Source organism: Runella sp. SP2, from assembly GCF_003711225.1.
Lineage (GTDB): Bacteria > Bacteroidota > Bacteroidia > Cytophagales > Spirosomataceae > Runella.
This window is the reverse complement of record NZ_CP031030.1, coordinates 4,164,635-4,187,971: the sequence shown is the minus strand read 5'-3', so window position 1 is coordinate 4,187,971 and position 23,337 is coordinate 4,164,635. Positions and strand designations below refer to the sequence as shown.

Here is a 23,337-nt window from a genome sequence, read left to right as displayed (position 1 = left end):
AGGATTCATAAAAATAACTTGCTTTAGGTAGGAGTTGTTTGCCTTTTCAATGCTTTTGCGCTTCTTTGTGGCTTAAATCAATACCTTGTATTTGTGATGAAACTACCTGCTGAATGTGAAAATATGGTCGAAATTCGCACCGAAATTGATGCTTTAGACCGTGAAATTATTCGATTGATTGGCCAACGGTTTGGGTATGTTAAAGCAGCCTCAAAATTTAAAACTTCTGAGACGAGTGTGAAGGCACCCGAACGTTTCAAGGCCATGCTTGTTCAGCGAAGAACGTGGGCGGAAGAAGAGGGTATTGACCCAGATGCCATCGAAAAAATGTACACCGATTTGGTGAACTATTTCATTCAAGAGGAAATGAACCATTGGAAAAACCAGCAAACCACCTAGCGCAACCCTACAAAATTCTCATTGTTGCTTTTGGCTTTTACCCCGAAACGCACGGAGTAGCCGAAGTGGCCTATCGTCATGCCCTAGGGCTGCACCAATGGGGACATCAAGTGACGGTAATCACTCGTGGAAAAAAGGGGGAGAATTTCCCGTTTGAGGTTGTGTATGTTGAGCAAAAAGCTGATTATCAGTTACTTTTAAAGTTGCTGGGGGCAGGCGTGATTTTTGTTCACGGCTGGAATAATTGGGCTTCTGACTGGGTGATAGAACTGTTTCCTTTACCCGCAAAAGTTGTTTTGGTAAGTCATGGTACTAATTTCAACGTTCGTTTGGGTGGGATTCGAGGGTTGGTTTGGTGGCTTCGCCAACGAAGTCAAGCTTGGCATTTTGACAAAAAAATGCGGAGTTTCGACCATTACGTATTCCTGTCTGATGTCCCCGAATCCCAGCGGATGTCGGACGTGGTTTGGGTAAAAAAGAATAAAATTTCTTCGTATTCGGTGATTCCTAACGGTGCTCGACCTGCTTTTGGAACGCCTTCCACGCGAGATTTTCGACTCGAAAATGGGCTTCCAATGGCGCAAATGCTGTTATGTGTTTCTAATTACACATCCACCAAAGGGCAGCGGGAACTGGTGAAATGGTTCCGAGAAATGCAGCTGCCCGATGCAGTTTTGGTTCTGATTGGAAGTAATTTTAATGAATTTTCAAATCGCCTCAAACGGCTTGCGGGTAAGGAGTTAAACCAAACCATTTTTTTGTTTGACCAACAAACCGAAGCCCAAATCCATGCTGCCTACTGTACTGCCGACGTGTTTGTTACGGCTACTCATACCGAAGTCCAGCCGCTTATGCTACTCGATGCGATGGCCGTGGGGCTGCCGTTTTTGAGCCGAGAGGTGGGTGTCGTTTCGTCGCTTGCGGGTGGAATGTGCTTTCAAGACAAAACAACGTTTCAATCCCAACTACGACTACTTTTAGAGGATGATGCGTTGAGAAAACGTTTAGGGAAAGAGGGCAAAGACGTGATAAAAAACACGCACCATTGGGATATAATTGCGCTAAAATATCATCAATTAGTATGCAGTTTGCTTGATAATCAAGTGTGACGAAATGTCATTGAGCTAGTCAAAGCCTAAAATAAGTACGGCTATGATTATCGTAAAATTAAGCGGTGGTTTGGGTAATCAGTTGTTTCAATACGCATTGGGACGGCATTTGGCTTTTTTAAACCAAACCGAACTCAAGCTAGATATATCGCAGTTACAGGCTTCACGGTTTTGGACAGCCCGTACGTATGCGTTAGACGCTTTTTCAATCAACGCATCAGTGGCTACTAACCGCGAAATCAGTGAGCTTGCGGGGGCTTCTTTTTCAATGTTGGGGCGCTTGGGAGCTATTTCTCCCTTTTACCAGCGGGAACCTCATTTTCATTTTTCCCCGCTCATGCTTCGTTTGCGCGGTGACTTATATTTTGATGGTTATTGGCAATCTGAGCGCTATTTTAAGCCCATTGCTTCTCTCGTAAAACAGGAATTAAAGCTACAAATCCCTGTTCTTACGCGTTTTCAAATGTGGCAAAACTTGATTCAAACCAGTGAAGCGGTGAGCGTACATGTTCGTCGTGGTGATTATACGCTGCTCTCAATGGCCAACCGTTTTTTACGGCCTTGTGGATTAAATTATTACCAAAAAGCCACCTCTGTTCTTTTGCCCCAACTTCAACAACCCACTTTTTTTGTTTTTTCGGATGACCTTGTTTGGGCCAAAACTCATCTACATTTTCCTGTTCCGACCCATTTTGTGGAAGGAAACTCGGCCGCAGAAGACTTGGTGCTTATCTCACAGTGCCAACATCACATCATTGCGAATAGCACGTTCAGTTGGTGGGGGGCGTGGTTGGCGGCTTTTCCTGACAAAAAAATAATCGCCCCGCAGCAATGGTTTGCGACGGAGCGATTCAATACCAAAGACTTACTTCCCGATGATTGGGAACGAGTGTAGGTTATATTTTATGTTTTGCCATGTATTGTAAATAATTCACAATGGCGTCTAACTCTTTGTCGTTCAAATGAGTGACGGCTGGCATTTTGCATTCGTTGCGGTACGACGAAGGTGCTTTTACAAACTGCTTGATGTGTTCGACTTTCCAATACTCCGTTACACTTTTGGGGTAATTCAGCTCAGGTCCCATTTTACCGCCTACTTTGTTGAGCGAATGGCAAGTGAGGCAATTGACTTTAAAGAGCTCAAAACCCTTTACTTGGGTATCGTCGTCTTTGGGAAACAATACGGCTAATTCTTTTGAGGCGGCCGAAAGGCTAATTTTTACCAAATTATAAGGCCATTTGTAGCTGACATCACTGCCTGGCACGTCAGTATAAACGATATAAAAAGGCGCAATCTTCATTTCTCGACCTTCTTTGGTCGGGTTTATCCAATCTTGTCCTTGGGGGGCGTCCACATCAGCCACGGCCAAAAATGCCTTTATACTCAGTACTTTTTCCAAAGCCATCGAAGGATTATAGCCATCTTCGCACTCAAACACAATCTGCGTTTCGCTGCGGTTGAGGTTCTTGTAGGCGGGTAAAAATGTGTCCAAAATCGTCTGTAACGGAATGGCTTTGTAGGTTTTCTTTTGGTGAAAAACGGGGTCGTCAGCCACAACAATAGTCTCGGGAGTAGGGAATTTAGCTTTTAAGTCCGATAAATAGATGCCCATCGAATCCACCTTTGCTACCGCAGCGGTATCGGTGTTTGTAGTGTCGCTTTTGGCTTGATTGTCTGATTGTTGTGAACTGTTGCAAGCCGCAAATGAAAGAGCAATGAAAGTAAAAGAGAGCCAAATTTTCATAGCAGAAGAGGGGTTGATGTACGCATTTTTGTCGCGAGGTTTTGAGAAACCTCGTCTTCGGTTTTGAGAAACCGAAGGCACGTTTAATCCTTTCCAAGTTTTGGATTTGTTGATTAACGAAACTTGGAAAGGTTGCGAGTCTTACTTAATCGTTGAAAAGTCTGTAGCTTTCATGTAAACCGACTCAACTTTGTTCGCAAGTTTTCCGTTGACCTCCGAGGCATCACGTGCTTTTACCCAATCAGGGTCAGCGCGGAAGGCATCAAATGCTTTTTTGCCAGCTTCCTCACTTGGATGTGCTAAGATGTAGATAAGCGTATCATCTTTGCCATTGACCGTCCAGTAGGCGACGTTAGTCATGCCGTGTTTTTTGAACAATTTAAGCGTATGATTGCGGAAACGTGCCAACAAATCAGGCAATTTGCCAGGGTTGGTAGTGTACGTACGAAGCTCGAAAACGCGGTCTTTTTTGCTTTTTGAAGACTTAATTTTGGGTGAAAAATCGGTGGCATCCATAAAAATGCTTTCCACTTTCGACACAATTTTTCCACTTACTTCCGATTCTGTCCGCACTTTCACCCACTCAGGGTCGGCACCAAATGCTTTCCAAGCGGCATCGCGCGCGGCACGGTCGGGGTAGGCGAGGACATAAATGAGCTTGTTTTCTTCGTGCAACGGAACCCAATAGCCGATGTTGGTCATGCCGTGTTTTTCAAAGATTTTGGTAGTGTGGTTCCGAAAACGGGCTAAAAGGGCTTCTAAACGGCCAGGTTCGGTGTAATAAATTCGGGTTTCGAACAAGCGCGTATCTTGTGCCGATGCTGTGAGCACCGCAGCAAATAAAAGCATAATGGTTAGAAATTGTTTAAACATTTTGTTTATTGGTTAATTTGTACCTTCAAAAGACACATCAAGCGTAGTTCTATGTTTAAAAAAGGAAGTTTTATTGCATTTTTTGTGGGAGTGGTATGGGCAAGCAGCTGCACTCCTGCGACTTATTTGAAGAGCGTCAAGCGCGAAAGTTTTCAATACAGCGCTCAAAGCAAACCCCTTATTAGTGCCCACCGTGGCGGTGGCGATTACGCGGGCTATCCCGAAAACTGTATTGAGTCGTTTGAATGGCTGGCCAAACAAATGCCCGTGATTATTGAGTGCGATATTTCGATGACCAAAGACAGTGTGCTGATGATGATGCACGACGATGCCCTTGAGCGAACCACTACGGGCTCAGGCAAGGTGCGGGAGGTGAATTGGGAGTATTGTAAAACGCTGCAATTGGAAGACAACAAAGGAACATTAACACCTTACAAAATTCCAACCTTAGAAACGGTACTGACGTGGGGCAAAGACAAAGTAATGTTTACGCTTGACGTAAAGCGGAGTGTGCCCTTTGAAAAAGTAGCTGCTTTGGTGAAAAAATACCGTGCGCACTCCTACGCAGCCATCATTACTTACAACGCCCAAGACGCCGCCAAAGTCCACCGTCTGGACCCCGAAGTGATGATTTCAGTCACGATTCGTAATCGAGAGGAGTACCAACGTCACCAAGAAGCGGGTATTCCTGATAATCGGATGATTGCGTTTGTGGGAACACGAGAACCTAACAGTGAATTGTGCCAATTTTTACACCAAAAAGGGATTCGGTGTATTTTGGGAACGCTCGGTAACCTCGACAAAATGGCGGCAGCGCGTGGCGACCAATTGTACGGAGAGTTTGTGAAACAAGGTGGCGATATACTTTCGTCGGATCGCCCGCTTGAAGCTTGGAAAGTGGTACGTTCTTTGTAAGGTAATTCTAAAAAAGAAAGAGGTATGAATGTGTTCGCTTTAATGTTAAGTATGCTTTTCTGGGGGCAAGACCCGCTTGAAAGTCGTTTGTCGAAAATGGTGGGGAAAAGCCGAGTCGTGATGGTATATTGCCCAAAATCGTCGGATGCGGATTTTAAGGCGCAAAAAAAATGGTTGAGCGAGGTCGGGGCGGGTATTTTGGAGCGTGATTTATGCGTCGTGGATTGCGTAGAGGCCGAGCTGTCTCCTGAAGATGCGGCACATTTGAAAGAACGTTTTCGTTATACTCCCAATCACTTTTGTTTTTGGTTGATTGGCAAAGATGGGGAAGTAAAACTTATCAGTTCCAAGCCCGTCAAACCCGAACAAATCTTCGGCCTCATCGACTCCATGCCCATGCGAAGGGAGGAAATGAAGCGGAATAAGTGAGGAGTACGCCTACTTCATTTTTTTGACAAATTTAAAGTGCGTGCGCTCAAGCCCTTGTCGTTCGTAAAAGCGGTGAGTATCAAGGCGTTTTTTGTTGGCGGTCACTTCCAAAATTTCAAAATTTTCTTGCTGAGCCACGGCAAAAAGTTGCTGAATGAGCAGTTGTCCAATGCCCTTACTTCGGTAGTCTGGGATGACAAACATTTCTTGGATTTCGCCCACTTTGCCGCAATGATGAAGAAGCCACTGAGCGTGAACACTTGCGTAGCCAACGCAGCGGTCGTGGTCGAACGCTAAAAAATAATGGCAGTCGGGGTTGAGAAGGTTACGATTGTAGATGGCGTTAAATTGTTCAAAATCAAACGTTTCTTCCTCCAATTCGCAGAGAAATGAATAAATAAACGTAACATCGGGGGGCGTGGCTCGACGAAGTGAAATGGAAGACATGGGAAGTTGCGTTAAAATAAAACCCCAAAGCTTTCTTGGAGCGGCTTATTTATGTCAATAAACTGGTAAGATAGGCCAGCTTCTTTACGAAGTAAATCAAAAATAGACTTGCTTTTTGTGTCACCTGTTACATAAAAGGTTACTTTTTCAATCTCTGCTTGCGCAAAGAGTTTTACGTCATTCGTAATCACTATACGTTCAACCGTAATTTCTTTGTTCTTACGTGCATTGAAAGCGATAAATCCACACTTTCCAGCCTTAATGGCATGTAGAATATTGTAGTTTAATGTTTGAAGATTTTTGAGAGGAAGGTGGGTGATTTCACCTTGTACACAGTATTCTCCTACTGCTATGGAGGAGACAATAATTATGATTTGATTTTCTACAAAATACTTGAAATAAGCTACCGCATTTTTGTGTGCAGGGTCTTGAATATTAAGTAGTTTTATAAGAAAATTTGTGTCAATAAATGCTTTTTTCATCGTAAACCCCGAATTTCAGCGAGCCACTGGTCTGTATCTTTTATATCAGTCCACGACTTGCTTGCTTCATTAATCAGATTGTCTAAATAGTTATCATCGAGACTTTGTTCGTATTCAATAAAGCCTAATAATTTAATGTCGGATTTGTCAAGTTGACCATTTTTAATATTTTGTTTTGCATGTACATGGACACCAGAATATTTATAAAGTCTATTGTCGGCTTGATTGGCTAAGACTTCTTCTGTTGTTTGAATAATGACTGTACCATGTTCTTCTGTTGAAATATGTAGATTAGGGTTAGTTTTTCCACCCATACTTATTATTTTTCCATATAAATAGAGGTCTGAATCAATCCATATATTTTCACTTCTTTGGAAATTTGTATTTCTGTTTATTTCCAACTTATTGGTATTTTTTATGGACGATTTAATTTCTACATCTAGGTTGTTTTTTGATGCCCACTCTTGAATATTTTCTATTGCTTTGGCTTGTATTAAGTCAATATTGTCAATAGATTTAGTATCATTGATATTCTTAATGGTTGTATTTACCAAAATAACTTGTGATAAGTCAGTTTTAAAAATATTTCGGACGCTTCCTTCTTTGATTTCATAAGATATAATTGGGCGCTTTTTTCTTTCATTAGGATACAACAAACTCTCAACGTTTTTGAGTAATTCCACTACATGGGAAATATCAAAATCGCTTGGATGAATATCGTGTATTTTAACTTCTATGTATCCTAGGTTAGTCATATTCACTTAATCATGTTTACAGGCAAAACGGTTCCTCCGTGATGAAAATTGCGCTAAAACTCTTGCATTACATCCGATTCGTACACCAGTGTGCCTTTGACGTTGCTGGCAGTGATGGTAACCATGGCTTTGGCTACTTTACGGGCTTCGATGGAGCGGTATTTGATAGGTATGAGCGGCCTGAGAATTTTGGACAAACCCTCGCCGATTTGCTCACCTATGCGCGTTTCGCCACGATTCCCTACAAGCAACGAGGGTCTAAAAATGAGTAATGCGTCAAAACCTATTTTTTTGAGCGTTGCTTCTACATCTCCTTTAACCCGATTGTAGTAAAACATCGACCTACTATCAGCGCCCATGGCAGTGACGATAGCAAAACGTTTGGCTCCGTTTTGGTACCCCAACTGGGCTATTTCGATGGGATAGGTATAATCAACGCGGTAAAATGCTTCCTTAGAACCAGCTTTTTTCATGGTTGTGCCCAAACAACAGAAAATATCGTCGCCGCAAACAACGGAGGCATCGGGGTGGTCGAAGTTAAAAATAATAGATGATAGTTTTGGATGGGTGAAATCCAACGGTTTCCTAGTGAGTGTGACTACTTCAGCATATTTTTCAGAAGCAATCAATTCAGAAATAACTTCTTTCCCTACTAGTCCACTTCCTCCTACCACTAGGGCGGTTCTTTTATCGGATGTCATGTTTATTGGGAGTGGCTAGTGCCTTTTGCATTTTTACATAGGTCTGTATGTCATTGGTAAATTAAGAAAAAAAACGCTTGCCTAAAGAAAATATCCCAAAAGAATTTATTAAACGGTAATTTAGCTAGAAGTCAAATTCAATAACATCAGGATCGTTGAGGAGACGCTTGGTGAGTCGTTCGTGGTTGCGCTCACTTCCTTGTACAATCCAAGTTCCGCTAATGGTGCTTCCAACTTTGCTTTGAGTGCCGCGTTTGGCATCCAATTGCAGTTCACGAAACAGGGCTTCGTAATGCTTTAAGGTCTTTTGTTGGAACTTGCACACAATACGGTAGTTACGAAGCTGGTTTCTTCGTTTGATAAGGTTTTGGATGGGAACAAAGCCATACAACACCACCAACACAATCAGGGAGGCTACGGTAGCAAACTCGTAGTAGCCACTGCCGACACACATCCCTAGTGCTGCCGTAGCCCAGACTGTCGCGGCGGTTGTAATCCCGACTACACGATTGTTTTCTCGGAAAATAATTCCCCCACCAATAAACCCAATTCCTGTTACGATGTTGGCCGCAATGCGCCCCGCGTCTCCGCCCACTCGAATCGAAATGAGGGTAAACAGGGTAGAACCAACGGCAATTAAAATCATGGTACGAAGCCCCGCCGATTTGCTGTGGTACTCACGCTCTATACCTATGATTGACCCCAAGCCTGCGGCAATGAATAGCTTCAGCACTTCTTCGGTCAAAAATGTTTCCATGGATTTGCTGTTTTCTGTTTTGAGTTTACGGTTTCTTGTTTTGGGGGCAATCATTTTTTTAGTAATGAGCCCTTAACGGGAAACCCGCAACTGTAAACCAAATTAAGAATTCATCAAAGCTTCAATTTCGTCGGCCTCAATGGGAATGTGAGCCATGAGGTCGAGGTTGCCGTTTTCGGTAATAAGAATGTTGTTTTCCAATCGAATACCCAAGCCTTCTTCACGGATGTAAATACCTGGTTCACAGGTGAAAATCATGCCAGATTCAAAACGCCGATAACGATTCCCAACATCATGCACGTCGAGGCCGAGGGCGTGCGAAGTACCGTGCATAAAATAGCGCCGATACGCAGGCCAGTCGGGATGCTGATTGGCAATGTCTTGGGCCGTTAATAGTCCTAAACCAATCAATTCACTTTCCATTACTTTAGCCACTTCAGCTTGATATTCATCCAGTACATTGCCCACCATGAGCATCGAACGGGCGGCTTTTAATACCCGCAAAACCGCTTCATACACCTGTCGTTGACGCGCTGTAAAACGGCCATTGACGGGGATGGTTCGGGTAAGGTCGGCGTTGTAGTTGGCATACTCGGCAGCGACGTCTAGCAATAAAACGTCACCGTCTTTGCATTGTTTGTTATTGGCTACGTAATGTAAGACACAAGAATCTTTGCCCGAAGCAATAATGGGCGTATAAGCAAAACCGCGCGAACGTTGACGGAGAAACTCATGGGCAAATTCGGCCTCAATTTCGTATTCCCAGACGTCGGGTTTGGTGAATTTCAACACCCTCATAAAGCCATCGCGGGTGATGTCAATCGCTTTTTGAAGCAATTCGATTTCTTGCGGTAATTTTGTGGCGCGCAAAAAAGCCATCAACGGCGCCAAGCGTTCAAGGTGATGAAGCGGGTATTTTTCTTTGAACTCCTGAATGTAGCGAGCGTCGCGGGTTTGCACTCGCGAGTCGCTGCGGGCGTGCTCATTGGTATTCAAATAGACATTTTCTGCTTCAAAAATGACGTGAGGAAGCACGCTTTCCCATTGGTGCGTCCAATAAATTCGGGATATACCTGAGCGCTCAAATGCCTGGGGAATGGTCAGTTTTTCGCCTTCCCAAATGGCAATATTTTCGTTGGTTTCCCGCACAAATAAAATCTCACGAAACTTCGGGTCGGGATGGTCGGGAAAGAGCAATAAAGTAGTTTCTTCTTGGTCGATACCCGACAAATAAAACAAGTCGGAGTTTTGCTTAAAACCCATCGTGCCGTCGGCGTTGGTAGGCATAACGTCGTTGGACTGCAAAATGACCAAGCTTTTGGGCTTGAGAAGTTGATATAATCGTTGCCGATTTTGGATAAATAATTGAGGGTCAATGGGTGTGTAGCGCATGGGTGTTGGAAGTAAATTGCTGGTAGGCAGACCTTCCAAGTTTTCAGAACTTGGAAGGGCTAAACTGAGGATTTCCAAAACTTGGAAGGTCCAAACCTAGAGTCTCAACGCTTCGATTTCGGAAATTGTTTTTGGAATAGGATTACCCAGCAACTGAGCTCCATCAGCAGTAATAAGGTAATTGTCTTCGATACGTACTCCGCCAAAATCGTAATAATCTTTAAGGGCGTCATAATTAACAAAATCGCGGAATTTTCCTTGGCTTTCCCACAAGTCGATTAATTCGGGAATAAAGTACAAGCCAGGCTCAACGGTCAAAACAAAACCTGCTTCAAGTTCTTTGGCCAAACGAAGTGATTTTAGACCCAGCAAAGTACTGCGACTGAGGCCATCGCGATAGCCAATGTGTTGTTCGCCAAGGTTTTCCATGTCATGAACGTCCATGCCCATCATGTGGCCAACCCCGTGGGGCATAAACAAACCTGGTACGCCCAGTGCGACCATTTCGTCAACGTCGCCTTGCAATAAACCTAGCGCTTTGAGTCCTTCAGCGATGGTTTTCCAAGCGATTAGGTGGCAATCGAGGTATGGTGTGCCTGGTTGTAGGGCGGCGATGGCGTTGAGGTTGGCATCGAGGACTATTTGATAAATTTCTTTTTGACGCTCGCTAAATTGTTTGTCAACAGGCCAGGTGCGGGTAATGTCGCCTGCATAGTGCGTAGCGGTTTCTGCGCCGAAATCTCCTAACACAAGGCGACCGCTCGAAAGACGATTGCCGTGGTAATGATTGTGCAGTGTTTGTCCATCTACCGACAAAATAATAGGGTAGGCCAAGTCGCCTCCACCCTGCAGCGCTGCGCCGTGGACGATACCTGCAATTTCGTATTCGTACTTGCCCGACTTCGTGGCGCGAATGGCATTGAGGTGCATTTGAGCCGTAATGTTAACGGCCTTGTTAAGCTCAATAACCTCTTCGGCGGTTTTGTAAGAACGTTGATTTACAATGGCTTTGATAAATTCGGTAGAAGCTCCTTGGGCAATTTCTTGGAGGGATTGCCCCGTCCACTCGTGAAGTTTGAAGGTATGCTCAGGGCGATAGGTTGGTAAATAATGAACGGTTCGACCTGCGGCTAAGTGGCTTTTGAGCAGGCTTTCAAGTTGTGACTTGGGAAGAACTTTCGCCACCCCTACACGTTCAGCTTGTTCTTGAAGCGTAGGTTGTGGCCCTGCCCAGATGACGTCGTCGATGGTGATTTCGTCGCCCACTATCCATTCCTCACCTGATTCTACGTCGATGAGGGCGGCAAGGCTGGCTTTGTTTAACCCAAAATAATATAGAAAAGTACTGTCTTGGCGAAAATGATAGGTGTTATCGGCATAGTTCATGCCTGCTTCTTCATTGCCCAAAAAGAGCAAGATTCCGCTGCTGACTGTTTTTTTTAACTGTTGACGCCGTCCGACGTAAGTATCTTTGGAAAACATAAAGTAATTGGGGTTTTGTTGGCGCGCAATATTAACCAATCCATTGGCGAATCGCTATCTTTTACCCCAAAAATGATACTCAACGACAAATTTCGCTTGCACGTACAAAATAGCGCATACCGTTGAGCCCTAGTTCGTTGCTGGCTTGACGTAAAGTGATGGGGTATTGAAATACTTTGCCATCGTTGGCTCGCAGAACTAATACAGGAGTTGCGCCTTGGGTCATAATATCCCAGCGGCCTTCATCACCCGAACGACCTGCGTAGGTGAAATTATCGCTGTAGGTCTGTGACAAATAACTTGTGTTGTCTTTTTTGACAAACTGCCCATTGCTGCACAAATCAATCGAAAACTTGTCAGACATTCCATTGGCAGTTTTTAGGTAAAGTAGTTGTTTTCCTTTGAGTTTGGCTTTCCATTGCTCGGCCAAGGCGGAGGTTTGGGGTTTCGAAAATGTGACAGTGTTGGCGATGCTTCTCAGGGTATTGGCAAGGGCGTCGTTGTACATTGAGGCAGGTGAAAGAGATGAGATATTTATCCCCCCGCCGTTGGGTGAAATCAAGGAAATGGTAGCAATGGTAAACGGCTGTCCTTTGATAGTACCGTTAAAAAATACCCACGCACCAGTCTCACTGTAAGGGTCAACGCGGGCATTGAGGTACGTATTTGAATTCGCATCTTGGACGTTTTGGGTATCGTTTTTCAGTTCTGAAATGCTGCTATAATTGTGAGGAGATACGGTAATTGCTACTTGCTGATCGCCTCGTCCGAAGGCATAACCGCCGTTGTTTTCCTGCATTTGCCAACCCGATGGAGCATTGAATGAAAAGCCCAAAAAGGCGTTGCTGACGCGTTGACCGCTGCTTTTAGTTCCCGATGTAGGTGCGGCAGAAGCGCTAGAAGGTTGAGTTGTTTTAGAGGCGGCAGAGGTTCGTTGCATCGGGATGTTAACCCCTTCGGTAGTAAGAATGTATTCACCTGAGTTCTTCACAAGGGTAAATCCGATTTTTCGTCCCGTATCAAAATAGACGCCCGAAAGTCCTCCTTTTACGAAGGTAGCTTCACAGCCATAACGCTGATTTTGAACCGTAAATTCACCTTTGAACGTGCCGTTTTGTTGAGCAATAGTAAGTTGAATGCCTGTTTGGCTACTGGCAAAAACGCCCACAAAATCGGCAGCAGTTTGTGACATGGCAATAAAAGATAAGAGGTGAAACAAAAATAAAGAAGTGAAAAGGCGGAAGTTCATGTAAATTAGGAGTTACGGGCTTTTAATGACGAATATAGCACATTGTGCTGGGGTTTCTTGTCCGTGCTGGTGGTTTCTCAAAACCGCCGCGTTAAGGATTTTTACAAGCTTGCGAAACTGGGTTTTGAGAAACCCGTGGCGCGATGTGAGCATCGCTTGGCACGCCGTTGTGTTGGCGGTTTCTTATTGGTGGTGGCGGTTTCTCAAAACCGCCGCGTTAAGGATTTTTACAAGCTTGCGAAACTGGGTTTTGAGAAACCCGTGGCGCGATGTGAGCATCGCTTAGCACGGGTTGTGCGTTTCTCAAAACCGCCGCGCTAGGGATTCTCAAAAACAACCTGTCCCGACGATACACGGTATTTTTTACTAACAAACGTACTGCCCGTCATCGAAGGACCACTGCTATAAACCACTTCTACAATCATGAATCGGTATGAGCTGTAGGGAGGATTTCTGACGGGTACAGCAATTTTATTTACGGCGAGCTGGCCATTATTCAGGGTATATTGGGCTGGAACGGCCGAGCCCACCCGTAAATCATTTTCTCCGCCGAGTATCCCAGTCTCAATGGTTTCATTTTGGGATAGATACACGTTGAAGGTCAAGTCGTCAATGGGTGTTGAAGGCGAGGCGTGAAAAACGAAGGTTTCGGGGCCAAGGTTTTTAATGGAATATTTGAAAGGTATCGAAGCGATTGAGCAGCTACCAAAAATTACATTTTCAAGCTTTAGGGTGCTGTTGACCGTTTTTTGTCCAAATACCGAAAAAGTAATGGCGGATAAAAGAAGCAAAACAAGAGATTTCATGGGAGAAAAAAGGGTAAGTTGGTTATCGCATCATGCAAGCAATGCTTGCGACAGGAACCAGTGATTTGAAACTGAAATTTTGCCCGTAGAGGGTTCTTACACCGTAACTTAACATGACGTTGCGGCTAAAACGCCAGTCACCACCGTAGGCCAAGGTAATACTTTTGAAAGAAAATGGATTGTGGGCGTCGCGGGTGAGGACTTCGGCAAAAAAGTTAAACTTAGGGCTGCCGTAGCGCAAACTCGCTCCCAGAAAATACTCCTGTTTAATTGTTGCTTTTACGCCGCTAAAACTCGTATAACGAACCATCCCTGTCAGAAGCCACTTACGCCCAATGCCTACACAGCCGTTGATCCAAGCCGAAAGCCCATCTTGTACCAAATTCAAACTATCCAGTTTTAGGTTGTCATACAGGTAGGATTTGCCGATGGCTACATCGACAAACGACGCGTTCCAATGTTCTTTCAGGTAGAGCGTTGTCAATTGCGTAATTCGGTCTTTTTGAAGTTTCTCTAAAGTTTGAATTTTGGTTTGAAGCAGGTCTAATTCCTTCAACACCAGCATTTTTGTTTCGAGGTATTCGTTGGTTGCGGGAAGGCGCTTTAGGCTGTCTTCTAATTGCGTAACGAGTCCCTTCAGCTGACTTTGTTGCTCGTAAAACTCCTCCGTCGGGCCGCGGTAGAGAGCGGGCACGTCGAGGGGGTCGTGGCTCCGAAAAAGTGTCACTTTTACCGCCCCCGCTAGTCGGCGATTGAGGTCATCATCTTCCACCGTTCCTGCCGAAATGTCAATGGTCGAGAGCATTTTGGCCAGTTTCGAGGCCGATTGGTATTTCAACAAGTTGGGGCGGTTGTAAAAAATCTCCCAAATCGGCTGTGCCTGAATCGCAATATTGGGTTTAAGTCGCCAGCTTTGGAACGACCAGTCCACCTTAAAATCGCGAATATTGCCAGGTTTGATAACTTGAGCGGGTGTGACTCCCAGTAAGTCAAACGCGGCCGAGGTCGGGATAGAAAATTCCAACGGTTTGGAGGCATTGAGGCTCGGAATTGGGCTTTCGTCGCTTTGGGCCAAAGCAGAAATAGCGTATCCCCAAATTACGATAAAAAAGTACCAAAAACGCATGATTGTAGAAGTTCAAATGTGAAAAAGTTGGTTTGCCAAAAAGTCCTAAAACCTCGTTTTAAATTCGGTACTTGTATTTCTCCCGCCGTCTCGCTCATAAACACTGACGCGAATCCCCCAAACCCAGTCAGGAAATTGTATGTTCTCAGCTCGAAGCCGAACTTGGTACGATGTGGGCTTGGTAGGAGCTATAGGTTTGTCAAATTTTGGCCCAAAGACATCCTCTACGGGTATTTTTTTGATGCTGTTTCGCAGGGTTAGATGCTGAGCTGATAGCTGTTTGGTAAGTTTGGTAGCATTGATGACCGTCACGGCACTGCTCAAAGGCGGATTGGGATTTTGGTACATGGTGTACCACTCCTGCGAACTTCCCGAAGGACAATTGTCCATGTCTGTGGCTGAGCGAGCACAGGTAAAAGAGATTTCAGACACTTCGAGTTGTACAGCTTGAATCTGTTGTGCCAAAAAATTGGCAGAGTTCGATTTTAACACAACTTCTACCGTGTATTTGTCGCTTTCTTTGATTCGATTCTTTTGGGAAGTGGTCAAGCACGAATTGGTATTTTTACAAACAGTAACTTGTTCAATGGTATAGTTTTCGGCAGGAGGAGCCAAATAGCTAATCATTGTCGTTAGGAGGAGGCCGAGGCTGATAGTTTTCATGTGAATAAGGGCTATGAACGAAAGAGAAAGTAGAGCTTACGTGTATTGGTAAGCTCTACAATGGGTTGATTACAAATGGATTATATGCAGCCAAGTGCGCATATACCAATGCAAACACCGCAACTTACTCCCGCACAAACCCCAAACGTAATCGCTAATACAGGAAAAGAAAGTCCTCCTGTAGGCGCAGCAGTAGCTGCTGCCAAGATAGCCGTTGCGCCTCCACATACAGCAATGGATGCCAAGCAGCCTGTTCCGCAGTCTGAGGGTACGTCAAAACGTATGCCTTTCGCATCAACAACTGTTCTTGAAGTGCCACGTACACATTTTCTAAAACAACGGCCCCAGCTTTGTGCTTTTTGGAGTTTGCCTGAAGCATCGGCATAAAACTCTTCTGATAGCTCTAAGGCTTTGTCTAAATCTTCAACTCCCTCAGGATAAATCAAATAGGCTTTGTAAACTTCGTCGCCTACTTTGCGCCAAATCATGGTGCCGCCTTGGCCTTTTTTGCTTTTTGGATTGTAGAAATCGAACGCACAAAACAGTACGTCTTGTAATTTTCCATCAGATGTTTTTGCTTGCCCCTTAAAACCCCAAGCGGCTTTTTCGTGCTTGATGCGCTCAAAACTTCGGCTACTCATGGTGGCAGAGAGGTTTTTCCAGCCTGCATCTTTGGAAAATGTAGCCATCATTCCTTCCATTTCTTTGGGAGAAAACTGATAGTAATTATTGATTTGCTTTTGGGCAAAAACACTGGAAACAAAACATACCAAAACGAAAAATAACCCGACAAATTTGAATGAACTTTTCATGTGAATAGTGTTTAAGTGTTAAAATGATTAGAAAAACTGGGTTATAGAGGTGCAATCATAAAATGCAGTTGAAGGTGAGAGGTGCGGTCGTAGCAATGAATGGTGCGGCGAACCGTACTGTTGATTTCGGATAAATAAATTCGGTGCTGCTCGGTGTTGTATTTTCGGCCTGAACTTTGGCTACTGAGCGAAACAGTAACGGCAAAATTGGCTTGCTTTTGGTCGCAGGTTGGCATGTCAAAAACCAACGATTGGTTCAAAATAATAGGGGTGTTTTCCTTGATTTTGACGTAGTTGTCACCAGTCCGCTCGAACAGTTTTAGGGTGCGCTCGCGGCTGTCAAAAGAAGCGCCCGTCTGGTTGTCGTTGGCATTACAAAATGCCCCCACCCACACCGAGCCGTACAGGTTGTCGCTCCCGCCGATGCTTCCTGACTCTACCAATGAAATCTTTTCAAGCGTCACCCGAAAGCTACGCGGAGGGTTGCTCCAAGCTTGGTCGAAGACGAGAAAAAAGGTGAGCATCAGGATTTGCCATTTCATTCTTTTATGCTGTTTGGGTAAATCAACAGCACAAAATTGCTATACGAAAGGGCGCCAAAAAACATCCCTAAAGGGGAGAAACAAAAAATCCCCCGTGGGGGGGAGAAAATAGGGGAAAGTACGTATGCACAGTTAATCGTAAGCACTCAGGGCTGAATCAGTCCGTTTTCGAGGGCGTATTTGACCAGCGCCGACGTATTTTTGAGGTTGAGTTTATGAAGAATATTCTTGCGATGGCTCACGACTGTCGATTCGCTTACAAAAAGTCGCTCGGCAATTTCGGCGCTGGTAAGCCCTTCCACTAATAAAGGTAAAACCTCTTTTTCCCGCGAAGTCAACAACTCGATGGGGTTGAGGTGATAGGCCGAACGCGCAGGGGCTGTTGCGGCAGTTTTGCGTCTTAGTAACGTATCCAAAATCGCGGGTGACGAATAAAATTGCCCTTTTTCAATCGTCTCAAACGCATTGGCAAGTTCGCTTGAACCTGTGTTTTTTAACACATACCCATCCACACCTGCCCGAATCATCTGTTGGATATTGCTGTAATCGTCGTGCATCGTAACGGCAATTACCTTGATGTTTGGGTTGATTTTTTTGAGTTGGGTCGTTGCCTTTACACCGTCGCAGTGGGGCATGTTGATGTCCATCAATACCCAATCAGCATGGGTGTTTTGGGCTACCTCAACGGCTGTGTCTCCGTTGGAAGCTTCTCCCACAATTTCGACGTTGGGTATCTGCGAAAGCACGTAGCGCAGTCCTTCCAAAAACAATTTGTGGTCGTCAACAATCAACGTTTTACGGGTCATAATGCGTAAAGTTAGTGGTGGGGGATTTCAATCGTAACATGCACGCCGCGCTGGGGGGCAGTATCAAAATGAAGCTGTCCTTTCAGCAACTGGACGCGATTTTCAATATTTTGCAACCCAAAACCCGACGATAGCGGTTGTCGCTCAAAACCGCGTCCGTTGTCTTCATAAATGATAACCCAATGCGCGTCACGTTGGAGCAATTGCAGCGTAATGTGCGTAGCTTCGGCGTGTTTTAGGGTATTGTTTATCAATTCCTGAATGATGCGAAAAAGGTTGATTTCGATGACTTCGGGGAGTTTTTCGGGAAAATCTAGCCACAAAAGCTCAAATTTTATCAAACCTACCGCGTTGAGTTTTGAATTTACTTCCTCCACGGCCACGCGCAAGCCTTCCTCAAACAGAAGTTTGGGGTTCAAATCACGCAACAAATTACGGATGTCAGCAATGGCTTCGTTGAGCAAGGGAGTTAATTTGGAGGCCCGATTGTTTTGGGAAATATCTATTTCGGACAAATACATCTGCAAGGTCGAAAGGCGCATTCCCAAATCGTCGTGTAGTTCGGTAGCCAATTGTTTTCGCTCGGCTTCTTGGGTTTTGATGATGAGCTCCAAACGTTCGCGTTGTTGGCGCTTGAGTTGCTGGATGCGCCAGCGATAGAAGCCAATACCAACACCAATCAGCAACAACAAATTGAGTAATCGGAACCACCACGTTTGCCAAAAAGCAGGGAGTACGGTGATTTTCAGACGGCGTACTTCGTCGCTCCAAAAACCGTCGCCGTTTGATGCTTTTACCTCAAAAATATACTCCCCAGGAGGTACCTGCACGTATCTGACTAGGTTGTCTGGGGTGGTGTTCCAATTGTCCTCTAAGTTGACCAGTCGGTATTGATAGTTGTTTTTTCCGCTACTGAGGTAATCAATCGCAATGAAACCCAACGAAAACGTGTTTTGGTTGGCCTTGAGTATCAGTTCGCTGGTTTCGCCAATGTACTGTGGAAGCTGGGCGGGCTGGTAATTTATCTCAAAATGAGTGAGTTGGATTTGCGGTTGAAAGGTATTCGTTCGTATTTCGTTGGGGCGGAAATAGGTAAATCCATTGGTGCCGCCAAAGTAGAAAACTCCCTCGCCGTCAGCCATGTACGAGCGGTTGTTGAACTCATAACCTTGCAGTCCGTCGCTGACGTGGTAGTTACGAAACTGACGCGTATCGGGATTAAAACTACTCAGTCCACGGTTGGTACTGAGCCAAAGGTTGTGCTGAGAGTCGAGCAACAGCCCATAAATGTAGGCATTGGCCAGGCCATCTTTGGTCGTAAATTTATGAACGATGCGCCCGTTTTGGTAGTTTAATAGCCCATTGTTAGTGGCTATCCACCAACAATTACGATAAGCATCTTTGCGCAGTGCGAGGGCATTGCCACCCACCAAAACCGTCGCTTGTGGTAGCCATTCATGGTTCCGAAGGGTGCCTTTCCAGCATCCTTCGTTGAAGCGAGTGAGCCAAAGTTCGCCTGGGGTAGGTTGGTCAATCCAAAGAATGCTGATGTTTTCTAACCCTTTGATGGGAATGAAAATTTTCTTTGATTTATCAAATAAGAAAAGCCCATTTTCGGTACCAACGAGCAAGTGCGCGGCATCCCATTCGGCCAAGCACCGAAAGATATTGTCGCCCATGTTTCCCTTTTTTGTCAGAAAATAACTTTCAAAAGCCCCGCCCCCGAGGTATTTGGCTAGGCCGTTGTAGGTAGCAATCCAAAGCTGTTGTTGGGAGTCGCGAAAAAAATGGTAAATCGAAGAACTGGGTAATGAACGAGGATTGGAGGGGTCGGATTTAAAGCATTTTTCGACTAAGCCCGTTTGTTTGTTCCAAATGTTGATTCCGCCTTGTTCTGTCCCTACCCACAAATGGTTTTTGTCCACTTCAATCATCGTCCGAACGTTGGGGTCACTGAGGGAGTTTTGCGCTTCGGCCACGTATTTTATACTTCGGAATTTTTTGCCCGTTCCAATGAGCAAATTAATGCCAAGGGGGTCGGGATTTGCCCAAACGAGCCCATCTTTTGAGATATAAACCGAAGAAATGGTGTTGTTGCTGAGGCTGTTATTGTCATTTTTGTGGTGAATAAACTGCTGGGCTTTGCCATCTTTCGATAACTTAAAGAGGCCGCTTGAGCTGGTAGCAAGCCAAATATCCCCGTCGGGCGATTCGTCCAAATCGTAAATTTCGTTTAATTCTATGCCATTAATTTGAGTAATGTGTTTGAAATCAGTGGTTTTTGGGTCAAAAATCGTCACGCCGTTGGAATGGCTGAGGTACATCAATCCTTCTTTGGTCATCAATATTTTTAAAATACTGATGGGATTGCCTGTGATGTTTTTGGGATGTTTGCTAAAAAAATAGCGCGCCTGACGACTACTCGTATCGTACTGCATGAGTCCTTCGGAAAGGCTTACCCACAAGTGCCCGTCTTTTCCAAACTTGGTGGCATTTGACACCGAGAGAAGCCCCAAATCGTACGAAACGTCGGCGAGGAGGACGGTTTTTTGTTGTGTGTCATAATTAAGCTTTACGATGCCTTCCGACTCCGACCAATACCATACAAAAGGAGGCCGTACCGCAAACGGGCTGCAAGCCGATGGCGTTTTGCGTTCGGGCGCGCTCGCGAAAAATCGAAAGTCATCGGTTTGGCGTTGGTAGAGGTTAAGTCCGTAATCGGTGCCTATCCACAGGTCGCCGTTGGGCGCTTCAATCATTGAGTTGACGAAGCCTCCGTGTAGGGCGCTGGGCTGGTCGGTATCCGAATAATACACCTTAAAGTGATGGCCGTCGTAGCGGTTGAGGCCGTCTTGTGTTCCAAACCACATAAACCCGCGCGAATCTTTGAGCATGGCATAGACAGAGCCTTGCGAAAGCCCTTTGTCGGTGCCTATTCGTTCGATTTGATAGGTTTGACCAAAAAGGCGCAGACTGAGTCCAATATACCAAACAAAAAAAAGGATTTTGCGCATGAGAGCGTAGCAGAAAGGGTTCAGAAAACACTACTAATGTACGGGTGAAAACGAAAAAGAAGGCGCGGTGGTCGCTAAAAAATGTACTTTCTGCCGCAGATTGGGTGAAATTTAAGAAGTAGTGTATAAAAATTTAGACTTATTTCTTTATTTTGTTGAATTATTGCCAACGTATGAGCTGGCAGTTTTTCTTAACTTATAGACTAAATCTTCGTTATGCACCAAAAGGGCGGTTGTTTGTTGTTGCTTTGGATGTGGGGAGTCGTTACCGCATCTGCTCAAACCAAGTACTGGGTCTTTTTTAAAGATAAAAACCCCCATGACGCTCCTGCGGTGTCGGCTAAGACGCTCGAAAACCGCCGTCTGCAAGGACTTACAGTGTCGGACGAAACCGATTTGCCCGTTAATAAAGAATACCTAAAACAACTCCAAAGCCTTCAGTGTCAGCCCGTCATAGCTTCTCGTTGGCTCAATGCCGTTTCGGTTTCCATTCCTTCGCAGCAATTGGAGGACGTAAAGCAGCTTTCGTTTGTAGAAAAAATTCAGCCCATGGACGGGCGTTTTTACATTGCGAAAACCAACGCACGTCGCCGCTCAACGATGGCGCCTGTGATGACCCAAATTCAGGCAGATGAATTTAAAAAAGTGGGCCTGACGGGCAAAGGCATTACGATTGGGGTGATTGATGCTGGTTTTTTTGAAGCAAAAGAGAGTCATTACCTCAAACATGTATTTGACAACAACGCGATTTTGGACAAACGTGATTATGTAAACCCACCTTTGACCCACTCGGATGCGTTTTACAAAACCCAAGAGACATTTTCTGATTTTCACGGAACGGAAGTAATGAGTGCCATCACGGGCACAAGTCGCACCGAAAATACCCAAAGTGGTTTGGCTATTGACGCCCAGTTTTACCTCGCTCGCACCGACCACGGAACGCGCGAATGGCGCGGAGAAGAAGACAATTGGGTGGCGGCGATGGAATGGATGGATAGTTTGGGGGTGCGCCTCATTAATACCTCGTTGGGGTACGCGCAAGGGTTTACCGACCCCAAAGAGAATTACTTGATTTCGCAAATGGACGGCCAAACGAGCGTGATTAGCCGCGCGGCTCAAATCGCAGCCGACAAGAAGGGGATGCTAGTAGTAGTATCGGCAGGAAATGAAGGCGACGACCCAAGTTGGCGCATTATTTCTACCCCCGCCGACGCGCAGGGCGTTCTTTCGGTGGGAGCGACCAATCAGCGTTTTTGGAACCGAATCGGATACAGCAGCATTGGTCCCGAATATCTACCTTATCTCAAACCCAACGTTTCCTGCTTTTCGCTGTACGGTACCTCCTTGGCGGCACCTGTCATTACGGGTTTTGCGGCTTGTTTGATGCAGGCTAATCCTGCGCTGAACAACAAACAATTGATTCAAATCATCGAAAAATCGGCGCATTTGTACCCTTATGGTAACAATTTTGTGGGTTATGGCGTGCCTTTGGCATCTCGGGCATTAGGGCTTGTTCAAAACTCGGCCGAAGCCAGTGCTACTTATGCCAAAGAAGTCAAAGCGGAGGGTTTGACATATATTCTGAAAATTCCCGAAGCGGGCGATATGGTTTCTTTGTTCCATAAAAAAAGCCCCACACACGTACTTTCGCAAGAGATTGTACGGGTGCGGGACGGACAGCTCACACTCAAACGCCGCGACGGCGAAACACGCACCACCGTTGACCTCAAAAATGAAGTGATTGAGGTGATTTGGGAGTGATGTTACAGTTTTTCGCCTGCTTTCAAGATGTTCTCTTGATCTCCAAAATCAGGATTATGGTAAATAGCTACGCCGTTATGGTGCTCCGTGATGGGTTTTTGAGCGGGGCGATGGCGGTGAAAAGGCAGTGCTTCCTCGGTTGAATAATGGCAAACGTACGATTTACGCGTTTGTTCAGGATTACCGATAATATCGCCGCCGTGGGCCAACGCCGCGTGCCAAATGAGGACATCCCCTCGCTTAATGAGCAGCGTATCTTTGGGGTAGTTTAGTTCTGCGCACGTTTTGTCTAAATATTCTGCAAATTCAAGCGGCGTTCGAGTAGAGCGCTGGTTATAAACAATGCCGTTTCCAAAATTGAACTTAGGCATTTTGTGTGAACCTATGTAGTAGTAAAGTGGGCCAGAATCAATTTTGATGTCTTCGAGCGGAATCCAAGCTGCTGCCAAATGGCTCGGCATTTTGGCCGTTACCCACGGGAAGTCTTGGTGCGTAGGCTGCTGGCTTCCGTACAAAAAAGTAAGGCTTTGCATCACCACGGTTTTTTGCTGGAAAATGGCGTCCAAAAACGTTACAATGGCTGGGTGAGTCATCAACTTCTTTCCTGCCACCGATAGATTATGGAAATCGTTGAGTTTTACATACTTCCCTTTTAGTGCTTCTTTGGGAAATTCCCCAATTTGGCGTTCGCGGACGGGGTCGAATTGGGGAAGGTCAATCCGCGTCCAAATTTTATACTTTGTAGGATTTTCTAATAACTCTTCCACATCCGACCAAAAAACGTTCAGTAATTCTGCTTGAATGGCTTGCTCTAAAACGACATAACCATTTTTCTGCCAAAACTTTAGCTTTTCCGCTAAGTCGTAGGATACCTCGAATGGAGGCTGATAATCCTTGATAAAGGTATCAATGTTTGCATCCGTGCGGTCAATCCAAGGAAGCGTGGCAGCATCAAACTCTGTTTGGGGAAATAACTGTTCTTTAACAGTAAGCGCTTTTTGCTTAATTTGAGATAGTACACCCATGGTAGAAAGTGGATAGAGGTTTATATCTCAAATATAAAAAAGATGCA

At 45.2% G+C, this 23,337-nt stretch carries 24 protein-coding genes; 6 read left to right on the top strand and 18 right to left on the bottom strand.

The features are described from left to right. The first annotated feature begins 96 nt into the window (after positions 1–96). The 3 genes from DTQ70_RS16685 to DTQ70_RS16675 are packed head-to-tail and all read left to right on the top strand — an operon-like array spanning position 97 to position 2,403. A complete protein-coding gene (locus tag DTQ70_RS16685; RefSeq protein WP_122931861.1) occupies positions 97–399 on the top strand; it encodes an isochorismate lyase in 303 nt (100 codons plus the stop codon). After that, the gene (locus DTQ70_RS16680; RefSeq protein WP_122931860.1) at positions 375–1,508 is read left to right on the top strand and encodes a glycosyltransferase family 4 protein; all 1,134 of its coding nucleotides are present in this window, start codon (positions 375–377) and stop codon (positions 1,506–1,508) included. The genes DTQ70_RS16685 and DTQ70_RS16680 overlap by 25 nt, the downstream gene beginning before the upstream one ends. A 43-nt stretch (positions 1,509–1,551) precedes the next feature. Further along, positions 1,552–2,403 (top strand): alpha-1,2-fucosyltransferase, encoded by an 852-nt coding sequence (locus tag DTQ70_RS16675; protein ID WP_122931859.1) that lies wholly within the window; start codon positions 1,552–1,554, stop codon positions 2,401–2,403. 1 nt (position 2,404) lies between these two features. Here DTQ70_RS16675 and DTQ70_RS16670 read toward each other — a convergent pair whose 3' ends face one another. After that, positions 2,405–3,253: a cytochrome c gene (locus tag DTQ70_RS16670; RefSeq protein ID WP_122931858.1), complete on the bottom strand. Its 849-nt coding sequence runs from the start codon at positions 3,251–3,253 to the stop codon at positions 2,405–2,407. A gap of 141 nt (positions 3,254–3,394) precedes the next feature. Further along, positions 3,395–4,126: an NIPSNAP family protein gene (locus DTQ70_RS16665; RefSeq protein WP_122931857.1), complete on the bottom strand. Its 732-nt coding sequence runs from the start codon at positions 4,124–4,126 to the stop codon at positions 3,395–3,397. A gap of 51 nt (positions 4,127–4,177) precedes the next feature. Between DTQ70_RS16665 and DTQ70_RS16660 the strand changes: the two genes are divergently transcribed. Then, positions 4,178–5,041 carry a glycerophosphodiester phosphodiesterase family protein gene (locus DTQ70_RS16660; protein WP_122931856.1) on the top strand — a complete coding sequence of 288 codons (864 nt, stop codon included), beginning with the start codon at positions 4,178–4,180 and terminating at the stop codon, positions 5,039–5,041. A gap of 24 nt (positions 5,042–5,065) precedes the next feature. Beyond that, the gene (locus DTQ70_RS16655; RefSeq protein ID WP_122931855.1) at positions 5,066–5,470 is read left to right on the top strand and encodes a DUF4174 domain-containing protein; all 405 of its coding nucleotides are present in this window, start codon (positions 5,066–5,068) and stop codon (positions 5,468–5,470) included. A 9-nt stretch (positions 5,471–5,479) separates the two neighbouring features. Here DTQ70_RS16655 and DTQ70_RS16650 read toward each other — a convergent pair whose 3' ends face one another. From DTQ70_RS16650 to DTQ70_RS16575, 15 genes are all read right to left on the bottom strand, one after another. Beyond that, complete coding sequence (locus DTQ70_RS16650) at positions 5,480–5,917, bottom strand: GNAT family N-acetyltransferase (RefSeq protein ID WP_122931854.1); 438 nt, start codon at positions 5,915–5,917, stop codon at positions 5,480–5,482. 11 nt (positions 5,918–5,928) lie between these two features. Beyond that, positions 5,929–6,399, bottom strand: a complete 471-nt coding sequence (locus tag DTQ70_RS16645) for a hypothetical protein (RefSeq protein ID WP_122931853.1) — start codon at positions 6,397–6,399, stop codon at positions 5,929–5,931. After that, on the bottom strand, positions 6,396–7,154 hold the full coding sequence (locus DTQ70_RS16640) for a hypothetical protein (protein WP_122931852.1): 759 nt from the start codon (positions 7,152–7,154) through the stop codon (positions 6,396–6,398). Before DTQ70_RS16640 ends, DTQ70_RS16645 begins: the two co-directional genes overlap by 4 nt. A 53-nt stretch (positions 7,155–7,207) precedes the next feature. Further along, positions 7,208–7,855 carry an NAD(P)H-binding protein gene (locus DTQ70_RS16635; RefSeq protein ID WP_122931851.1) on the bottom strand — a complete coding sequence of 216 codons (648 nt, stop codon included), beginning with the start codon at positions 7,853–7,855 and terminating at the stop codon, positions 7,208–7,210. A gap of 124 nt (positions 7,856–7,979) precedes the next feature. Next, positions 7,980–8,612 carry an MgtC/SapB family protein gene (locus DTQ70_RS16630; RefSeq protein WP_122934444.1) on the bottom strand — a complete coding sequence of 211 codons (633 nt, stop codon included), beginning with the start codon at positions 8,610–8,612 and terminating at the stop codon, positions 7,980–7,982. A gap of 102 nt (positions 8,613–8,714) precedes the next feature. Next, a complete protein-coding gene (locus DTQ70_RS16625) occupies positions 8,715–10,004 on the bottom strand; it encodes an aminopeptidase P N-terminal domain-containing protein (RefSeq protein WP_122934443.1) in 1,290 nt (429 codons plus the stop codon). A 96-nt stretch (positions 10,005–10,100) separates the two neighbouring features. Beyond that, the gene (locus DTQ70_RS16620) at positions 10,101–11,486 is read right to left on the bottom strand and encodes an aminopeptidase P family protein (RefSeq protein WP_122934442.1); all 1,386 of its coding nucleotides are present in this window, start codon (positions 11,484–11,486) and stop codon (positions 10,101–10,103) included. Positions 11,487–11,565: 79 nt separating this feature from the next. Further along, positions 11,566–12,678: a hypothetical protein gene (locus DTQ70_RS16615; RefSeq protein WP_122931850.1), complete on the bottom strand. Its 1,113-nt coding sequence runs from the start codon at positions 12,676–12,678 to the stop codon at positions 11,566–11,568. A gap of 374 nt (positions 12,679–13,052) precedes the next feature. Beyond that, entirely contained in the window at positions 13,053–13,541 is a 489-nt protein-coding gene (locus DTQ70_RS16605) for a hypothetical protein (protein ID WP_122931848.1), read from the bottom strand. Positions 13,542–13,563: 22 nt separating this feature from the next. Next, complete coding sequence (locus DTQ70_RS16600; RefSeq protein WP_122931847.1) at positions 13,564–14,667, bottom strand: hypothetical protein; 1,104 nt, start codon at positions 14,665–14,667, stop codon at positions 13,564–13,566. Between the two features lie 45 nt (positions 14,668–14,712). After that, positions 14,713–15,330 (bottom strand): hypothetical protein, encoded by a 618-nt coding sequence (locus DTQ70_RS16595; RefSeq protein ID WP_122931846.1) that lies wholly within the window; start codon positions 15,328–15,330, stop codon positions 14,713–14,715. A gap of 80 nt (positions 15,331–15,410) precedes the next feature. Further along, positions 15,411–16,142 (bottom strand): hypothetical protein, encoded by a 732-nt coding sequence (locus DTQ70_RS16590; RefSeq protein WP_122931845.1) that lies wholly within the window; start codon positions 16,140–16,142, stop codon positions 15,411–15,413. A 41-nt stretch (positions 16,143–16,183) separates the two neighbouring features. Continuing rightward, the gene (locus tag DTQ70_RS16585) at positions 16,184–16,684 is read right to left on the bottom strand and encodes a hypothetical protein (RefSeq protein ID WP_122931844.1); all 501 of its coding nucleotides are present in this window, start codon (positions 16,682–16,684) and stop codon (positions 16,184–16,186) included. A gap of 146 nt (positions 16,685–16,830) precedes the next feature. Beyond that, a complete protein-coding gene (locus DTQ70_RS16580; protein WP_122931843.1) occupies positions 16,831–17,490 on the bottom strand; it encodes a response regulator transcription factor in 660 nt (219 codons plus the stop codon). 11 nt (positions 17,491–17,501) lie between these two features. Then, entirely contained in the window at positions 17,502–20,504 is a 3,003-nt protein-coding gene (locus tag DTQ70_RS16575; protein ID WP_122931842.1) for a two-component regulator propeller domain-containing protein, read from the bottom strand. A gap of 216 nt (positions 20,505–20,720) precedes the next feature. Here DTQ70_RS16575 and DTQ70_RS16570 point away from each other — a divergent pair, with 216 nt between their 5' ends. Next, the gene (locus DTQ70_RS16570) at positions 20,721–22,265 is read left to right on the top strand and encodes a S8 family serine peptidase (RefSeq protein WP_122931841.1); all 1,545 of its coding nucleotides are present in this window, start codon (positions 20,721–20,723) and stop codon (positions 22,263–22,265) included. 2 nt (positions 22,266–22,267) lie between these two features. On the opposite strand, the gene DTQ70_RS16565 is transcribed toward DTQ70_RS16570, so the two are convergent. Further along, entirely contained in the window at positions 22,268–23,290 is a 1,023-nt protein-coding gene (locus DTQ70_RS16565) for a phytanoyl-CoA dioxygenase family protein (RefSeq protein WP_122931840.1), read from the bottom strand. Positions 23,291–23,337 lie beyond the last annotated feature (47 nt).